This is a genomic window from Alteromonas sp. ABH4_457, assembly GCF_056160625.1.
Genome location: NZ_JBSWXN010000002.1, coordinates 231,135 through 248,710 on the forward strand (window position 1 = coordinate 231,135; position 17,576 = coordinate 248,710).

At 49.2% G+C, this 17,576-nt stretch carries 14 protein-coding genes and 1 tRNA gene; 7 read left to right on the plus strand and 8 right to left on the minus strand.

Features of this window, described 5'->3' with window-relative positions:
- Positions 1-2: 2 nt before the first annotated feature.
- A complete protein-coding gene (locus ACXAGR_RS04215; protein ID WP_474841627.1) occupies positions 3-1,358 on the minus strand; it encodes a hypothetical protein in 1,356 nt (451 codons plus the stop codon).
- 82 nt (positions 1,359-1,440) lie between these two features.
- Complete coding sequence (locus ACXAGR_RS04220) at positions 1,441-4,731, minus strand: S41 family peptidase (RefSeq protein WP_474848811.1); 3,291 nt, start codon at positions 4,729-4,731, stop codon at positions 1,441-1,443.
- A gap of 113 nt (positions 4,732-4,844) precedes the next feature.
- Between ACXAGR_RS04220 and ACXAGR_RS04225 the strand changes: the two genes are divergently transcribed.
- Positions 4,845-5,588 (plus strand): sulfite exporter TauE/SafE family protein, encoded by a 744-nt coding sequence (locus tag ACXAGR_RS04225; protein ID WP_474848302.1) that lies wholly within the window; start codon positions 4,845-4,847, stop codon positions 5,586-5,588.
- Positions 5,589-5,592: 4 nt separating this feature from the next.
- Here ACXAGR_RS04225 and ACXAGR_RS04230 read toward each other — a convergent pair whose 3' ends face one another.
- The 5 genes from ACXAGR_RS04230 to mutY all read right to left on the minus strand — a co-directional run bounded on the left by ACXAGR_RS04230 (position 5,593) and on the right by mutY (position 9,273).
- A complete protein-coding gene (locus ACXAGR_RS04230; protein WP_474848304.1) occupies positions 5,593-5,835 on the minus strand; it encodes a DUF2798 domain-containing protein in 243 nt (80 codons plus the stop codon).
- Positions 5,836-5,955: 120 nt separating this feature from the next.
- Positions 5,956-7,227 (minus strand): MFS transporter, encoded by a 1,272-nt coding sequence (locus tag ACXAGR_RS04235; RefSeq protein ID WP_474848306.1) that lies wholly within the window; start codon positions 7,225-7,227, stop codon positions 5,956-5,958.
- Between the two features lie 438 nt (positions 7,228-7,665).
- Positions 7,666-7,741 (minus strand) — tRNA-Phe (locus ACXAGR_RS04240).
- A gap of 171 nt (positions 7,742-7,912) precedes the next feature.
- Positions 7,913-8,185, minus strand: a complete 273-nt coding sequence (locus tag ACXAGR_RS04245) for an oxidative damage protection protein (protein WP_119502842.1) — start codon at positions 8,183-8,185, stop codon at positions 7,913-7,915.
- A 47-nt stretch (positions 8,186-8,232) separates the two neighbouring features.
- Positions 8,233-9,273, minus strand: coding sequence for an A/G-specific adenine glycosylase (gene mutY, locus ACXAGR_RS04250; protein WP_474841635.1), 1,041 nt, complete (start codon positions 9,271-9,273; stop codon positions 8,233-8,235).
- Positions 9,274-9,353: 80 nt separating this feature from the next.
- On the opposite strand from mutY, the gene ACXAGR_RS04255 reads away from it, so the two are divergent.
- The 6 genes from ACXAGR_RS04255 to arcA all read left to right on the plus strand — a co-directional run bounded on the left by ACXAGR_RS04255 (position 9,354) and on the right by arcA (position 16,123).
- Positions 9,354-10,049 carry an alpha/beta fold hydrolase gene (locus ACXAGR_RS04255; protein ID WP_474848308.1) on the plus strand — a complete coding sequence of 232 codons (696 nt, stop codon included), beginning with the start codon at positions 9,354-9,356 and terminating at the stop codon, positions 10,047-10,049.
- A gap of 124 nt (positions 10,050-10,173) precedes the next feature.
- Positions 10,174-10,893, plus strand: coding sequence for a tRNA (guanosine(46)-N7)-methyltransferase TrmB (gene trmB / locus ACXAGR_RS04260; protein ID WP_474848310.1), 720 nt, complete (start codon positions 10,174-10,176; stop codon positions 10,891-10,893).
- Positions 10,894-10,914: 21 nt separating this feature from the next.
- Positions 10,915-12,003 (plus strand): methyltransferase, encoded by a 1,089-nt coding sequence (locus tag ACXAGR_RS04265; protein ID WP_474848312.1) that lies wholly within the window; start codon positions 10,915-10,917, stop codon positions 12,001-12,003.
- A 108-nt stretch (positions 12,004-12,111) separates the two neighbouring features.
- On the plus strand, positions 12,112-13,536 hold the full coding sequence (gene glgA / locus ACXAGR_RS04270; protein WP_474841643.1) for a glycogen synthase GlgA: 1,425 nt from the start codon (positions 12,112-12,114) through the stop codon (positions 13,534-13,536).
- A gap of 88 nt (positions 13,537-13,624) precedes the next feature.
- Positions 13,625-15,286: a sensor histidine kinase gene (locus ACXAGR_RS04275; RefSeq protein WP_119502848.1), complete on the plus strand. Its 1,662-nt coding sequence runs from the start codon at positions 13,625-13,627 to the stop codon at positions 15,284-15,286.
- A 129-nt stretch (positions 15,287-15,415) separates the two neighbouring features.
- Positions 15,416-16,123, plus strand: a complete 708-nt coding sequence (arcA, locus tag ACXAGR_RS04280; protein ID WP_119502849.1) for a two-component system response regulator ArcA — start codon at positions 15,416-15,418, stop codon at positions 16,121-16,123.
- Positions 16,124-16,232: 109 nt separating this feature from the next.
- Here arcA and pmbA read toward each other — a convergent pair whose 3' ends face one another.
- Positions 16,233-17,564 carry a metalloprotease PmbA gene (gene pmbA / locus ACXAGR_RS04285; protein WP_474841646.1) on the minus strand — a complete coding sequence of 444 codons (1,332 nt, stop codon included), beginning with the start codon at positions 17,562-17,564 and terminating at the stop codon, positions 16,233-16,235.
- Positions 17,565-17,576: the final 12 nt, after the last annotated feature.

Consider the following 17,576-nt stretch of genomic DNA (forward strand, 5'->3'; position numbering starts at 1 on the left):
CGTTAAAAAATACGCATTTCCATGCTGTACACCTGCTCTTTGCCGTTTATTTCTGACATATAGACTTTATACAGATAATTAGGCGCTTCCACTTCGATAACATCATTCATCACGAAACTGTCCTCGCCCACCGCAGATAAGGCATCGTTTTTAGATTGCCCTTTAAAGAACTGCGCAAAGCGCCAGTGATGATTTTGGGTGTATTCATTTTGAATAAAGTCAGGGCTGACATTGACCTTACTGACATTCCGGCCGATGACTTCTACCAGCGTCCAAGGGTTTATTAACACATACCCTTTGCCAAATCGCCGGTTCGTCCAGCCAATCTTTTCACCGGGCAGTGCGGAGATATCCAGACTTTCCCCGTTGTCGTCCCGATTTGTAAAGTCATCCAGAAATGCCACAGCCTCATTGTTTTCCTGCCATGTAAATTCAGGTAACGACGCCATCACTTTTTCATTGCGCAATACAAAACCGGTAGCTTCCCGCTCTACGTCTTTCTGATCGTTCACCAGATAGGTTTCGCCGGTGAGCGTAAGGGTAATATCTCCCTGTCTGAAAGACATTTGCTGTTTGCCTGAATAACTCTCTCCCTTCCCGATGCCATTAATTGACCACTTACGGTAGTCGAAGCGATCATCAAAAAAGAAAAAGTTGGTCAGTTCATTACCAAAAAATGCTGAGCCGTACCGGGCCTCTGCCACGATGCCGTCTTTCAGGGTAATCCAGTGGGAGCGGCCATAGGCAAGCATTGTCCAGTGCTCATCCTGCCTGAACGTAAAAGAGGGCGTTCCGAAAAGTTTTTCTACTTTTTCCTGCTTATCACCGGGTTTGATGCCATACATGCCCTGCCCGATACTGACTTCAGTACTTTGAGGCAGTGGCGGGGTTTTATCATCGGAAGCGTCAAACGCCGGCACTGAGACCGTTTGTCTGGCGCGGATGACATTCATGCCGAATTGTTTGAATCCGTCCGGAGTAAACGGGGTCAGATCGCCATCAACATATTCACTGCCATCTTTGCATTCAGATAACAACTGGGCCGTTACCCTTAACATGCCACGGTCATTGCTGGTTTGCTGAAATTTTGTCCGTAATACCGCAACACCCTGTGCATCGACATCAAGGGCTTCGTAAAACAGATCGTCCCTGGCCTCAGCCATCATTTCTTTGTGCGCAGCGTCGCTGATTCTGTCACCGCGTACATAAGACATCACACTCACTACAGTGGTATCGAGTACGTCGTAATCACACGTCGGGTAATACTTGAGGAATTCCGGCTCCTTGCCGGTAGCATTGGCAGACAAACTCCCTGTCAGTAAGGCCAGAAATGTTGCTACGAAAGTATTTGTTTTCATGACACACTCCATGTTTTTTAGACAATCATAACAACACTAACTGGCCAAAAAGTAAACTAAAGTATAGACCTGCTGCTCTGTCCTACGGCCGGATATCATGCGCCGGTGTGCGGACATCCGGCAGTGTCTCCCCTTCCAGCGGGTTTACCGGATTCAGTTTTATCTGCTCTTTTAAATAGCGGATTGCAGCGTCCAGCTGAGCGTCTTTTCCGTTAAATGTTGCATACGGAAGATTATCGACTTCCCTGTCCGGACTGATCCCCCGCCCTTCAGTTATCCAGCGTCCGTCTGCAGCAAATACAGGAAACTCAGCCACCCGCGCCATACCATTATCGGCAACGCGGTTGCGTCCGGTAAGCCACACACCGGCACCTGCGGTCTGCTTGCCGATAACCGGAGCCAGGCGCATTGCTTTTACTCCGGCAGTGAAAGTTTCGCCATCTGAATAGGTAAACTGATCGGCCAGTACCACAAGGTGACCACGGAATGTTTGCTGCATGTTTGTGCCCACGCTACCGGTAGGATACTGCCAGAACATCCATACCCGCCGGAGCAGCTTCTCCAGGATCATGCTGTCCACGTTACCACCACGATTACGCCTGACATCAATGATTAAGCCATCCTTTTTATATTGGGCATAGAACTCCCGCGCAAACGACGCGACATCATTACCCCCCATTGCATAGAGGTGCAGATAGCCAATATCAGCATCTTCCTGATTCACTTTTTCGCTGTTCGCCAGTACCCAGTCACGGTAGCGCTGTGCAAAATCTGTATTCACATCTGTCGGGGTAACAACGGTTTTCACTACTTCCTCATCCCGTTTCAGTGTCAGCAACACCTGCTTGCCGGCGGTGTTCATGAGCGCCCGTACTACGTCTGCACGGGTTTGTGTTTCATGGCCATTCACCGCAAGGACAATGTCGCCTTCTTTCGCATCGGTACCAGGCTTTGCCAGAGGTGGTGCCTCTGCCGGAATTTCACTGTCGTAACGGTAAATGTGGGAAAGAAGTACACCATCAGCGGTGTCGTCAAGGATGCCGCCCAACATGGCCGCTTTGGCTGCATTTTTATCTTCCGGCATTTCACCGCCCCGCACCTGACTGTGTAACGCATTGAGCTCTCCCATCATCTGGGCAAAAACGTCATTCAGTTCACTCCGGTGTGTTACACGTGCAAGCAGCGGAGCGTATTTTTTTTCTACCTGTTTCCAGTCGAGCCCCCGCATCGCCGGATCGAACAGTGACTCCCTGTGCATCAGCCAGGCATCATGGAACATCTGCGCCCATTCCTGCTGCGGCGTAATGCGCATTTGCCAGCCTGCTGTATCGAGTTGCTTACCTGACAAGTCTTTCGGAAAACTGGTACTGGCAGGCACGATATACATGTGCTTATTGCCCTTACCCTGTTTGTGTACAAACAGGGACTTTCCGTCTGCGGATAAGGCATAACCGGCCACACCGGAGGTCACCGCCTTCAGCTTACCGTCGTGCTTAATTGCCATCCCTTTCAGCACGGCTGCGCTGCCACTTTGTTCCGTTACAAATAAGGTTGAGTCAGTCATAGTCAGATGACCGTAGTTAGCCGGACTGACTGGCACCTGCCAGAGTCTCGAAGTCAGGCCATCCCATTTTACAACGGAGCCGGACTGCTCACCTTCCTGCTCTGACCCCGTTTCATCTTTTTCTGAGCCTTTAATTTTACGGTTCAGCTCGGTTGGCGCGGCAAAACTGAAATCACCGTTACCGGTAAGATCAAGAGCAAAAATTTGTGTCGGTTTGTCAAAGGCAGTCCCCATGGCACGGTCGCCCCAGGGATTCGACGGTGAAGCAACAAAATGCCGGTCAGACAGAAAATAAAGCCACTGACTGTCTGCACTGAACGCCGGAGAGTAAGACTGGTATTTATCCGATGTTACTTCCATCCCCCGCTGTTCAGCCATGGCATACAGATAAATACTGTTGCGCTCGTTACCTAAAATATTACGGCTGACAGCCAGCAGTTTGCTGTCCGCAGACCACACCAGGTCCGGGGTGGCAAACAATCCGTCACTGTCGTCCAGTACCGTGGACACCGTGCTATCAGAAGTATTGAGAACCTGAACCTTTCCCTCATTGTCGTCGAAGGCAAGCCACTTACCGTCAGGTGAAAGGGATAACTGCCAGCGAAACGCATCACCATTTTTTGTGAGTTGCTCAGCCTGGTCAGAACCATCTGCTGCAAAACGCCAGATCTCCGTTTCACCGCTGGCGTCGTTTAATGCATAAACCCACTTCCCGTCATGACTGAGCAGGGCTTTCCGGCTGCGTGAATCTTCCGGCGTATCCACTTCAACCAATCTTGAACCATCTGTTCTGGCAATAGCAATGCGGCCTCTGGCCGTCAGCACAACAGCATCACCAGATTGCGCGAAGGCCGTATTGGTAAGGAACTCAAGAGGCGCATTGTCCCAGTGTTCCCGCAGGTAGGGAAAATCTGAAATCAGCTGAACCGGTACAATTTCGCTGCTGCCTGATGACAAGTCTTTCAACACTAAATCCGCACCCTGCTGGTACACAATCCGGTTGCTGTCGGCACTGGCACCGCGTACCGTCCAGTCTGCTGTTCCGGATTCTTTTCGCAAAGATTTACCGTCGGGAGTCATCGACCAGAGGCTGTCCGGGCCATCCTGGTTACTGATAAAATAAATGCGGTTGTCTGCCAGCATTGGGGTGCGTACAGAACCGTTATGGTCTGCTGTTAACCGCTCAGCCTCCAGCCCGGAATGCAGTTTCCATCGCCAGAGTTCACCTTTTGCTCCACCCTGATAATAGTTTGCATTGTCGCCAGAAACCTGTAAGCCAAAACGAACAAAGTAGAGCCACTCACCTTTGTCATCAATGACCCCCTCTACGGCATCAGCGAGAGGTAAAGTAGAGACCTTGCCAGAGTCCGGCTCCAGCAGTTTAAGAACATAATTATTGGCTGGTCCTGTATGGCTGTTCGTGCTGTAAAGGAGCGCGCCGGATGTCGTCCACTGGTGCAGTTTAACTGCCGCATTTTCGAAGGTGGCACGCTTTGCTACACCACCACTCACAGGTTTTATGTAAACTTCTGTCGTGCCTTCATAGTTAGCAACAAATGCCAGTTGTGTGCCATCAGGAGAAATAACCGGCTGGGTTTCTTCTGCCCGTTGGGTAGTTAACCTTGTCGCTCCAAACTGACCGCCATTCTTAGTGTTCAAATCTACAGACCAGAGATCGCCTTCAGCGTTGAATATCAGCTGGTCATTATGCAAAACCGGTTCACGGTAATACCCCGGAGCCGCCATGGCCTGCGATACGGAGAGGGCAAGCAGCACTGCTATGCCACACGTGAGTCGTTTGCTCTTCATTCGTTTCATGGTTTGTTCCCTGTTGTAAGTGCTTTATAATTTATTTTTTCATCCCCGCCTCAACGCTGACGCTTTTATTCTTCGTCAGAGAAGTCAATCTGAGGAGCTTCTTTTTGTTTATCGAACAACTTTCGTTTACAGACATCAGCATCGTGCTGGCAATTGGCTTTATGGTCGGTCTGGCCAAGGCCGGCATCCATGGTACATCTCTGCTGTCAGTTCCCTTACTTGCCATACTGTTCGGCGGAAAAGGTTCCTCAGGCATCATGCTGCCAATGCTGATTGCCGCTGATGTTTTTGCAGTCTATCACTATCACAGACACGCAAACTGGCAGTTTCTGATGAAACTGTTTCCTCCTGCGATTGCCGGAGTATTGCTTGGCACGTGGCTGGGCGACCACATCGACGACGGTATGTTCATGCGGGTCATGGCAGTGATTATTTTCGCCAGTGTGGCGTTAATGCTATGGCTGGAAAAGCGAAAGGCCGACGTGCCTGATAATACAACGTTTGCTGTGCTGACCGGTGTCATGGGGGGATTCACCACTATGGTAGGCAATCTGGCCGGCTCTGTGATGGCTGTTTACCTGCTGAGTATGCGGTTACCCAAAAATGTGTTTATTGGCACTGCTGCCTGGTTTTTCCTTGTCATCAACCTGTTTAAAGTCCCTTTTCATGTTTTTGTGTGGGAGTCCATCAGTTGGGAAAGCCTGAAATTGAATTTGCTCGCTCTGCCACTCATCATTGCAGGGGTATATTGCGGGATCTGGCTGGTAAAACGTATCAGTGAAGCTCACTACCGCTGGCTGGTTATCATCATGACCTTACTCGCGGCACTGGCGTTACTGCAGGGTTGACCCTTCACCTCTGCGCGGTCACCTCTGTTGCCACAAGGCGCATAACAATACGCTTTACCACCGGCGACACCACCATAATCACCGGAAAAGCGATGGCAAACGTCAGCGGCCAGGAGTTCAGCCAGCTAACAATCAGCACGTCTGTAAAACCGATATTAATTGTGGTTACTACCAGCGACATAATGCCGGACATGAAGAAAGCCATGAATAATGCAAAAACCACCGGTGCATAACGGGGATGAATCATAATAGAAGAACCTTTGAAATAAAAAATGAAGGGATGCGTGTTGCAGTTCATTCAAGTATATCACAGACTCTGGTGTAAATTTGAGCCGATACTCTCTTAAGGTAAAACGGGCTGTATTTATCAGTGCTTCATCTGTTCAGGGTAGCGGCCCAGTGTAATGATTAATCCGGCTCCTGTTGCAGAGAGTATGGCCACAGCATGTAACGTGAAATCATAGCTGCCAGAGGCATCAAAAGAACGGCCAAAGACGAATGGCGCCAGCCCGGCTCCCACCGAAAAGAAAATATAGAGAAAGCCATACAGCGAACCGTAATGCGCCAGCCCGAAGTAGCGGCTGATGAGATACGCCATAATATCCAGTTCAGCACCTGCCGCGAGGCCCACAATCAGAGCAGCAATCATAATTTCCATTTCATTAAGAAGCGGTTGCTGCAAAATGATTGCAGACACCAGAGGCATACCTAAAAAGAGCGCTGCAACCGCAGGTGCCCAAACCTTGTCCATAAGAAAACCTGCCAGCAGCCGGCCGGCGATAACGCTGATACCGATATATCCGGCAAAATGCGCGGCATCACTTACCGGCAAGCCCCGATCAGTCAGGATAGGAACCAGATTGGTAATAACCCCGGAAATACCCACAGCCACACATAATAAAGCAATGCAAAGGGCCCAAAGTTTGTAACCCTTCAGCGCCTGTTTAAGACTGAGTCCGGATGGGACTAAATTTGTGTCTTCCGCTTCAGAGGAAGAAGCCCCGACGACATTAGCCCTGCCCGCTTCACGAAAGAAAAGCAGCAGCGGAACATATGCGATGACGATGACAGTGATACCCAAAAGCGCGTAGGCATTACGCCAGCCAAACTCTGTAATCAGCCAGGCTGTATAGCCGGGTGCGACAGCCGCTGCGATGCCGGTTCCCATCAGAGTCAGCCCCAACGCCAGTCCTCTGGCACGGTCAAACCACCCGTTCACAACTTTCGTCCAGGTTACGGGTAATGTGCCGGCGGCCAACACAGACATCACCACCCAACCTGTATAAAACATCCAGATTTGTTTGCCTGTAAAGGAGAGCCCGATCAGACTCAGTGCAAAAAGTGGCTTTGATACCAAAGCCACAGCCCTTGCACCAAAACGATCGATAACCAGGCCGGTAAGCGGTGCTGTGATCACCGCAGCTAAAATCATGATACTTATTCCGAGCTGAATTTCCCCCCGACTCCAGGGCATGTCTGCATCTATCGCCGCAACAAACACGCTGTTCGTGTAAAAACAAACCGATGTGAGTCCGCAACCGGCACCAATCAACGCAGCCAGCAGCACTTTGTAGCCTTGTTTGAATTCTTGTGAAGCAGAAGACTGAGCGTTTTTTACAGAAGCGGATACAGATGACATGAACAACCCTTAAGTGAGTAGCCGGAGATACTAAAAGCAATAACCTTACTCCCGAGACTATCCCCCGCCGCACGGTGCCACTATGATAAATATCAATCCGGCACTGCTATTAGCGGTGCGCCATAAGCATTAAAATTTGCTGACGGTCAAAGAAGGCCAACCAGAATTGATTGCCGGGCCGATAGCTGCAATAGTGATGATTATCTGAGCTATACTTAACGTTCAATGAAAGGCGGAGACGGAAATGAAAACCTGGGAAGAGCATAAAAAGCAAATGGCAGCTGATGAAAGACGGGAGTGGATTTTGGCTCTGGCAGTGACAGCGGTTATTTTTCCGATCATTGCCGTACTTTTCATTTTTTAGGTAAGACACCGGAACGGATGGTATTTTCAGGTTCCGGAATCAAAAAAGCCCCGCTTACGCGAGGCTTCTAAGAATGGTGCCCAGAGGCGGGATCGAACCACCGACACGCGGATTTTCAATCCGCTGCTCTACCAACTGAGCTATCTGGGCGAAACTTGGTAGCGAGGAGACATTTTAAAGCCTGTCCTGCTGTGGGTGCGTATTAAACGGATTTCCGAGCTTCAAGTCAACCGTTTTTCTGCATATTTTTTTCAACTGCGCATTAGTTGCGCAATTCAGAGAAAAAAAACAGCAACCCGTGCATTTTTCAACCGTTTAACACTACTTCTTCGGGGGGACGTAGCCTTCGATGGTAGGCTCAATCCCTTCGAACAAAAAGGCCTCCATCTTTTCTTCCAGGAACTTTCTGTCTGTAGGTTCCATCATATTCAGCTTTTGTTCGTTAATCAGCATGGTTTGCTTTTTCTGCCATGCGGCAAAGGCTTCTTTAGAAATATTGTCAAAAATACGCTTTCCCAGTTCGCCGGGATAAAGCTGAAAATCCAGTCCGTCTGCGTCTTTATTCAGGTGCTGGCAAAATACTTGTCTGCTCATGGTGTCTCCTTAAGCCGGGCTGACAAACCCGCGAATGTGGGCATAGTCTAAAGGAATTGTTTTATTTGCGAGATAATTTTTTGCGTGGGTGCTGCAGTACCTACACCCAAAGGCTCATCAAGATTAAACCAGCGCTGATTATTTTCCTCAACCCGCTGCTGCTCAATGCCGTCAGCCAAAATCAACCAGGGCTGAATATCCAGATGAAAATGACTGAAGGTATGCCTGAAAGGCTCAAGCGCTTGCATTTCGCCCACACTCACCGGTAACTCATCTGTCAGTTCTGTGACCGCTTTATCTGTTTCTATAAATCCGTACAATCCGCCCCAGAGGCCGGCCGGAGGACGCTGCGCCATTAACACACTGCCGTGATAAAGCACTGCCACCATAGACGTGGTCCGAACAGGCAAGACTTTCTTTGGCTTTTTACCAGGAAACTCGCCTTGCCGTCCCTGCGCATAGGCCAGGCAATCTGTTTGCAACGGACACGCATCGCAACGGGGCTTTGAACGGGTACATATCATGGCCCCTAAGTCCATCATGGCCTGAGTGTAGTGATTACAACGTTGCTCAGGGGTATTCGCAGCGGCATATTCCCATAGCTGATTCTCCACCGGCTTTTGTCCCGGCCAACCTTCCACGGCATAGAACCGCGCCAGTACCCGTTTAACATTGCCATCAAGGATTGGATGATTCTGACCGCAAGCGATAGACAATACAGCACCGGCAGTAGAACGGCCGATGCCGGGTAAAGCGACAACCTCATCAAGGGTAGCCGGAAACTGGCCATGATATTGCCCGGCGATAATGCCTGCCGCTTTATGAAGATTGCGGGCTCTGGCGTAGTACCCCAATCCCGTCCAGTGATCCAGTACGGCATCCTGCGATGCATCTGCCAGGTCATTTACCGTAGGAAAACTATTCATAAAGCGCTGGTAATAAGGGATGACTGTTGAAACCTGCGTTTGCTGGAGCATGATTTCCGACACCCAAACCCCATAGGGCGTGATATTCTGCTGCCAGGGAAGATGTTTACGGCCATGCACATCGAACCAGTCCAGTACACGTTCTGAGAATTGCTTTGTCATTTAGGCTATTTATTCACTCTTTCTGCTACACCGCTATGATAACATGCCGCGCTGAATACCAAAGTTAAGCAGGTTTAAGCGTGTCACTTCCTACATTATTCCTTCCGGGCACATTGTGTGATGAAAGAGTGTGGTTGCCGGTATGGCAGAAACTGCAGGTTCATCAGCGTCGCTACGTACCTTTGCAGTGGGCTTCTTCTATGGATGAGATGCTGGCTTTGACCACCGACCGTGTTCTGGCAGGTGAAAAAGTGCACCTTGCCGGCTTTTCCATGGGCGGTTATATCGCTGCACGCTGGGCGATTGATAATCCTGACAGCGTTGCATCACTGACGATGATCGCCAGCTCTCCTTACGGTTTAACTGCAGAAGAAGAAAAACGCCGTGCCCAACTGGTCACTATGTTGAAAAAAGGCAGTTTCAAACCTGACAGCCCGGCCTACATTACCCGCTTTGTTCACCCTGACCACCAGAACAACCCCGATGTAGCCGGTGTTGTGCAGGACATGGGGAAAGATCTCGGTGCGGCCACCTTACTGGCTCACACACAAGCGACCACGCCAAGACCAGCGCTGACAGACAAACTGAAAGCCTGCTCCTTCCCTGTTCATATCATTGCCGCCGCTGACGACCAGGTAGTCACAGCCAGTGTACTTAAAGACGCCGCAGAAACCATTCCTTCAGCCTCATACACATCGGTTCCCGGCGCCGGCCACATGTGTCTTTTAGAGCAACCGGACACTATGAGCCGCATTTTACAGTCGATTCTGGACTAATCCGGCGGATTTCACAGCAGTACCACAGTTATTGCAGTAAAATTAACCACTCTATATTGCAATCACCCGGGCAGCGGGCATAATGCCGCCCCTGTTTAACCGGTAATAGTGCGGACACGAAAAAATGGGTCAATACAAAAATCAGGAAGAGGCGGAAGCCGCCGGCGTTTACATCAGCAAGGTACGCAGCTTTGTTAAACGTGAAGGCAGATTAACCAAAGGACAGGCTAAAGCGCTGGAATCTTTCTGGCCAACCATGGGCATTGAGTTTAAAGATGAAATGCTGTCTTTACAGGATCTTTACGGTCGCGATGCGCCGGTGGTGCTGGAAATAGGTTTCGGAATGGGCAAATCTCTGGTAGAAATGGCAGAGAACGACCCGCAATCAAACTTTTTTGGTATTGAAGTACATCGTCCCGGAATAGGCGCATGTTTATCGGAAGCCGGTGAACGAGGCCTGACGAACTTACGTGTCATGGAATACGACGCGGTAGAAGTGTTTAAGAAAATGATCCCTGACGGCAGCCTCGCCCGGGTTCAACTCTACTTTCCTGATCCATGGCATAAAAAGCGTCACCATAAACGTCGTATCGTACAACCTGAATTTGTACAAATGGTGCGTGAAAAGCTTGCTGTCGGCGGTAAATTCCACATGGCGACAGACTGGGAACCTTACGCTGAGTATATGGCGGAAGTGATGAATGCGGCTCCCGGCTATGAGAATACCGCGACAGACGGAGACTATGTGCCCCGTCCGGACTACCGGCCAATAACGAAGTTTGAAGTCCGCGGACAAAAGCTTGGCCACGGTGTGTGGGATCTCATATACCAACGTACAGAATAATAAAATAACCGGAAAACACACATGCTCAGCCCGCAAAGCCAGTTAATGGAAAGAAACCTGGCACTTTTTGAAGAAGGTAACTGGTTGATTATCAACCCTGCCGACGCGTATTTTGCCGATCAGATAGATCACAGACCTGTGACCTTTCTTCACCAGTACTTCGACATTTTCAGTGAAAGTGTGCGGGTGATCCCCTGCTGTGAGTTCGACAGCCGCGATGTCAGTCATTCTGAGACCGGCTTTTGCATTGAACAAAAGACCGGCGCTCACCGCCATCTGTTTGCCCCGTTCATTCCGGCAGAAACCTGTTTTTCTGACATTCTGATTTATATGCCTAAATCAAAAGCGCACATGCAGATGTTGCTGGCCATGGCTGTCTCTGCGTTGCAGGAAGGCGGCCGCATTCACATTGTGGGTGAAAATAAAGGTGGCATTAAGAGTATCGGCAAGCTGATTGAAAAGACCGGTCCGTCACAGAAAGTAGACTCAGCAAGGCATTGTAGTCTGGTTACGGTGATGCCTGAGAAAGCGGGAACTGCGTTTAAGCCGGGGGACTGGATTGACGAATCAGAATTCGAGGTTCAGGGGATCCAATGGGAAGTCGTTTCCATGCCCGGCGTGTTCAGTCACGGTGAACTGGATGACGGTACCCGTATGCTGCTGGACAAAGGATCTGACCGTTTACGGGGTAAAGTACTGGATTTTGCCTGTGGTGCCGGTGTTATCGGTGCACATTTGCTCCGTCGCTTTCCCCACCTGGATATGACATTGCTGGATGTCAGTGCCCTTGCCATTTATTGCAGTGCCAGAACGCTGGCCGCAAATCAGCAGTCAGCAACACTGATTGCATCAGACGGCTTGCATGGCGTGAACAAATCTTTCTCACACATTGTCACCAACCCGCCGTTTCATACCGGCGTAAAAACAGATTACACAGTGACCCGCCGGTTTATTGAAGACAGCCGCCGCTGCCTGAACTCAAAAGGCACATTACAAATGGTTGCCAACCGGTTCTTACCCTACCCCGGACTGCTTGGTGATACTTTTCCGCAAACCCACACGGTGGCGCAGGATTCCCGCTTTTCATTGTATTTGAGTATTTGCGGATAGGCAGATTTTGAACTGTGTGGTAACGTTTACCATCACATAACCGGTGTTGATTTAACTGTTTGGTAAACAAAGCAGCGCCATTGCTTTGAGGTTGTCGGGAGTCTTGTTGTGAATATTGTTTTCGCCATTTCAGAAGTGGAAGATTTAGTCAAAACAGGAGGACTTGCCGACGTAGGAAAGGCATTGCCTCTGGCTTTACTGGATGCCGGTGAACAAATCAGCATCATCATGCCCTATTACAAGGCGATTGCGGACGAATATAAACTCGCCGATGCCTGCGCACAACAGACATTATTTGCCGAAGGTAAGGTATACCACTACAACATCAAACAGTTGTCCTGGCAGGGACTCAATATCTACTTTATTGACTATCCTGAATATTTCGCCCGCGACGGTTTATACAGCAGTACCTATGAAGCCTACCAGGACAATGCTGAACGCTTCAGCTTCTTTTGTGGAGCAGCGTTGAATGCATTGCAGGCTCTGAGTATTCAGCCTGATATTATCCACTGCCACGACTGGCACACGGCCATGCTGCCATTTCTGTTGCGCTTTGATCAGTCCGGCTACTTCAATCAGACGAAGACGGTTTTTACTATTCACAATGCAGCCTTTCAGGGCGTGCACAAACTGGACGACATTCCTTATCTTCGCCATCACCCTGCGATTTTGTCTCAGATCCACGGCGGCTACATCAATATGTTGCAGTCGGGCATCGAATTCGCCACCAAGGTAACAACTGTCAGTCCGAATTACGCAAAAGAGTTGCTTACAGACCTGGGCTCACACGGCCTGCACGACCGCCTGGTCATGCGCCAGCAAGATTTGTCGGGTATTCTGAACGGTTGTGATTACGGGCAATGGAATCCGCAGGACGACACCTATCTGCCGCAAAATTATTCTGCCGACACCTTACACGATAAGAAAACCTGCAAACTGGCGTTACAGGAACTCAGCCATTTACCTCAAAATCCCGATGTGCCGCTGCTGGGCATGGTGTGCCGTTTAACAGAACAGAAAGGCTTCGGTTACCTTGTCCCTATTTTGCAGGATTTGATGCACCACAACGTACAGATGGTCATTGTCGGCACCGGTGATCCCACAGTTTGTATGGATCTGGATGAGTTTGCCCAGAATCATCCTCAACAATTTGCCTTTATAAACGGTTTCAGTACCCACCACGCCCACCTTGTGGAAGCCGGCGCGGATTTCTTCCTGATGCCATCCCAGTTCGAGCCTTGTGGCCTGAATCAGATGTACAGCCTTGCCTACGGAACATTACCCATCGTGCGTTCAGTGGGTGGCCTGAAAGACACTGTCATTGATCAGTGTCAGGATAAAGAAAACGCAACAGGCTTTGTTTTTGATGCCCCTACACCGGAGGCGCTGCTGGCGTGTATCCGCCGTGCCCTGTTGTTCTACTATGAACACCCGGTGCAGTTCAGAGAAATGCAAATCCGTGGCATGCAAACCCGTTTCACCTGGGAAGCGTCAGCAGAATCTTACCTCGCACTCTACAGGACGATGATTTAAAGGAATAAATCACGGATGTTGCTTTATTTTTACGCAACTATAAGCCACTATTGAGTGAAGGGACGCGCTTAGAATAAGACACTGTTTAATGAGTCAGCACGCTGTGCAGCTATCAATACGTAGTTTGTTTTTGTGGATGGTTATGGCCATCGCCACAGCGTCTTTGCTTGTATCTGCGGGTCTGTCCGGCTACAACCAGGTGAATCATTACCGCGAAGCACAGCGCGAAGATGTCACTATCTTTATTGACTTACTCGCCGCCCTGTTTAAAGACGACCTTCTTAAAGTACAATCAGACAGAGATAAACGGTTACTGGGTAATAAACTTAAAAACCTGGCGGTTTCTCCTGATTTGCTCAACGTGCATATTTACCAGCAGGATATATCCGGTCAGCTCAGAATGGTGGCAAACTACACCAAAGAAGGCGAAACCCGCACCAGTTCGAAAGAGTCCTCTGTCAGTAATTATTTTCGTCCGGTTTACTCAAACGAAATCGTTGAAATTGCACGTGCCATCGAGAATGAAGATGCCTCAACGGCGGGGTACATCTATATTCAGGTGTCCACACATCGTCTGAATGAAAAAATCCAGCAGTCCATTTTGACGTCTGTCACCGTCATTATTCTGATGCTGGTGATCTGCTTTATTGTTTCTCTCAAAATGCAAAAGCTCATTACTGCGCCTATCCAGCGTCTGGGAGATTTTCTCAGTAAAACGTCCCGGCAAAGAGATTACTCCGCCCGTGCTGAACCCGGCAATATCAGAGAGCTGGCGTATTTATCTGAATCGATTAACGTAATGCTGAGTCGTATCCAGGAATACATGCAAAAACAAAAAATGGCGGAGGAGCAGCACCGTAAACTGAATGCCAGCCTGGAAGATATGGTGAGTCAGCGCACGAACGCGCTTAAAGATGCCAACCAGGAGTTAATCCAGACACTGGAGAAGTTACACCAGTTTCAACGACAAATCGTTCAGAACGAAAAAATGGCGTCACTTGGAGATATGGTTGCCGGTGTGGCCCACGAAGTTAACACACCAATTGGTCTTGGTGTTACGGCTTCCACCATGATGCTGGACAGATTGCACATCATTCAAAAAGAATTCGAGAGTAAAACGCTAAAAGCCAGTACAATGGCCAGGTTCTTAAATGAGAGTCAGGAAAACCTGAATATCATCTACCGGAACCTTAACCGTGCAGCAGAGCTGATTTCCAGCTTCAAACAGGTTGCGGTAGACCAGTCTTCAGAAAGTAACCGCAGATTTTGCTTTGCACAGCTGGTTAATGAGATACTGTTATCCTTACGTCCCAGATTAAAAAAGCTCCATCATGATATTCGCGTAGACTGCGATCCGACGTTATCAGTGGAGACCAAAGCCGGCCCTATCAATCAGATAATAATAAATCTGATCATGAATTCTGTCATACACGGCTTTGAGCATATAGAACACGGTGAAATAGACATCATTGCGGAAATGATGACACCGACAAAAATGAAATTAATTTACAAAGATAACGGAAAAGGCATATCGAATGATATCCGCAAACGTATCTTTGACCCGTTTGTTACAACTAAGCGGGGGCAAGGTGGTTCCGGACTGGGTATGCATCTGGTCTACAACCTGGTAACACAGGCATTGAACGGCACCATCTCAATTACCAGTGAAGAAGGAAACGGCGTGGAATTTATTATCATTTTCCCTGTCGAAAGCTCTGAAACCGGAAATTTACCGTTAAAAGGTGAATAAGCCCTTGTAAATTTTGTACAAATCCTTATACCGTTGACAAGTTATCCGATAAACGCTTTTAAAATAGTCACCCGGATATTAGAATTGTCAGAAGCTAGCTTAATCGATTGTAGAAGAGTGTAAAACACCATGCAGACGCCAAATATATTAATTGTTGAAGACGAAGTGGTAACGCGTACCACACTAAAGAGCTTATTCGAAGCTGAAGGCTACAATGTGTTTGAGGCCGAGAATGGCGATCAGATGCATGATTTCTTCGAAAATCACTCTATTAACCTGGTTATCATGGATATTAACCTGCCGGGCAAAAATGGTCTTATTCTGGCGCGTGAAGTACGCGACCGTAAGAATGTAGGTCTGATTTTCCTGACTGGCCGTGACAACGATGTAGACCGTATTCTGGGTCTGGAAATCGGTGCAGATGATTATCTGACTAAACCTTTCAATCCGCGTGAACTGACTATTCGTGCCCGCAACCTGCTTGCACGTACTACCAGTTCTGCAGAAGACGACGACTTACCAAGCCGCGTCAGCTTCAACGGCTGGATTCTGGATGGCGACAGCCGCTCTCTGATTTCACCAAGCAGCACGGAATTCCGTCTGCCACGCTCTGAATTCCGTGCACTGCACCTGTTCCTGAGCAACCCTGGCAAAATTCTTACCCGTGAACAGCTAATTATGGAAATGACAGGCCGTGAACTGCGCCCGAACGACCGTACTGTTGACGTAACCATCCGCCGGATCCGTAAACACTTCGAATCCGAGCCGAGCGATGAAGAGTTGATTGTAACCATCCACGGTGAAGGTTACCGTTTCTGCGGTTCTGTAGACAGCTGATAGCCCGCCGGGCATTAGCTTTCACATTCCACAGATGAAAAAATGCAGCCTCTGGCTGCATTTTTTGTGTCTGATGTTTCTGATACGGCTATTTGATTGAAGCCGGCAATCAGCTGCCGGCTATACGCATTTCACCAATCAGCACTGAGCCGGTTTGAACACCGCCGCGAAGCTCGCGTTCGGCGCCGATGGCAGCAATGTTCATAAACATATCTTTCAGATTACCGGCAATGGTCACTTCGTGAACCGGATACTGGATAATACCGTTTTCAACCCAGAAGCCGGCAGCACCACGGGAATAATCGCCTGTTACGGTGTTTACACCCTGCCCCATTAACTCTGTAACCAGCAGACCGGTGCCCATCTCTTTGAGCATCTCGGCATCTGACTGCCCGGTGTCTCCCACAATCCAGTTGTGAATACCGCCAGCGTGACCGTTTGAAATAACACCCAATTTGCGTGCTGAATAGGTCGTGTAGAGATAGTGAGATAAACAACCATTCTCCACAATCGTCATGTCTTGTGTTGCCACCCCTTCAGCATCAAAGCTGGAACTGGCCAGCCCTGATTTCAAATGAGGCTTTTCTTCAATGTTCAGCCATTGAGGGAAAACCTGTTCGCCCAGCTTATCCAGCAGGAATGAAGAACGGCGGTACAGGCTGCCACCGCTGATGGCACTGACATAATGGCCGAATAATGAACTGGCAACGTCCTTATGCAACATGACCGGTACTTTGCCTGTGGCAATTTTACGGGCTCCCAGACGGGCGACAGTTGCCTCAGCGGCTTCACGGCCCACTTCTGCAGCAGGTTTAAGCAAATGCGCCTGACGGTTTACTGTATAGGCGTAATCCCGCTGCATATCACCATTTTCAGAGCCGATCATCATGCAGCTCACGCTGTAACGACTGCTCGGATAGCCGGCGTTGATACCATGGGTATTACCGTACACCCGCATCCCCAGGTTTGCGTTATAAGATGCGCCGTCTGAGTTGGTAATGCGTTTGTCGTATGCCATGGCGGCCCGCTCAGCTTCAATGGCAATCTCAATGCCTTTTTGCGGGTCCAGCTCAATGGGGTGATACAATTCTAAATCAGGAAATTCAGTGGCAATCAGTTCTTTGTCTGCCAGGCCAGTGCACGGGTCTTCACTGGTATAACGGGCAATATCCACCGCTTTTTCTACCGTCAGTGCCAGCGCTTCCTTACTCAGATCCGCTGTAGACGCACTGCCCTTATGCTTACCGACATAAACGCTGATCCCCAGACCACCGTCGTTATTAAATTCCACATTTTCTACATCGCACATGCGGGATGACACAGCAATCCCCTGCACTTTCGACATACTGGCCTCGGCCTGCGTCGCGCCTTTTTTCAGCGCCATTTTAAGAACGTCGTCTACGACATTCTGAATTTCCGCAATTTGCTTTTCAATTTGCATAGTGAGTTTCGC

What these genes read in the sequence shown, in the direction of transcription:
- ACXAGR_RS04245 (WP_119502842.1), bottom strand. Translation starts at nt 8,185, where the DNA reads ATGAGCAGACAAGTATTTTGCCAGCACCTGAATAAAGACGCAGACGGA.
- ACXAGR_RS04215 (WP_474841627.1), bottom strand. Translation starts at nt 1,358, where the DNA reads ATGAAAACAAATACTTTCGTAGCAACATTTCTGGCCTTACTGACAGGG.
- ACXAGR_RS04235 (WP_474848306.1), bottom strand. Translation starts at nt 7,227, where the DNA reads ATGTCATCTGTATCCGCTTCTGTAAAAAACGCTCAGTCTTCTGCTTCA.
- arcA (WP_119502849.1), top strand. Translation starts at nt 15,416, where the DNA reads ATGCAGACGCCAAATATATTAATTGTTGAAGACGAAGTGGTAACGCGT.
- ACXAGR_RS04230 (WP_474848304.1), bottom strand. Translation starts at nt 5,835, where the DNA reads ATGATTCATCCCCGTTATGCACCGGTGGTTTTTGCATTATTCATGGCT.
- ACXAGR_RS04275 (WP_119502848.1), top strand. Translation starts at nt 13,625, where the DNA reads ATGAGTCAGCACGCTGTGCAGCTATCAATACGTAGTTTGTTTTTGTGG.
- mutY (WP_474841635.1), bottom strand. Translation starts at nt 9,273, where the DNA reads ATGACAAAGCAATTCTCAGAACGTGTACTGGACTGGTTCGATGTGCAT.
- pmbA (WP_474841646.1), bottom strand. Translation starts at nt 17,564, where the DNA reads ATGCAAATTGAAAAGCAAATTGCGGAAATTCAGAATGTCGTAGACGAC.
- ACXAGR_RS04265 (WP_474848312.1), top strand. Translation starts at nt 10,915, where the DNA reads ATGCTCAGCCCGCAAAGCCAGTTAATGGAAAGAAACCTGGCACTTTTT.
- trmB (WP_474848310.1), top strand. Translation starts at nt 10,174, where the DNA reads ATGGGTCAATACAAAAATCAGGAAGAGGCGGAAGCCGCCGGCGTTTAC.
- ACXAGR_RS04220 (WP_474848811.1), bottom strand. Translation starts at nt 4,731, where the DNA reads ATGAAGAGCAAACGACTCACGTGTGGCATAGCAGTGCTGCTTGCCCTC.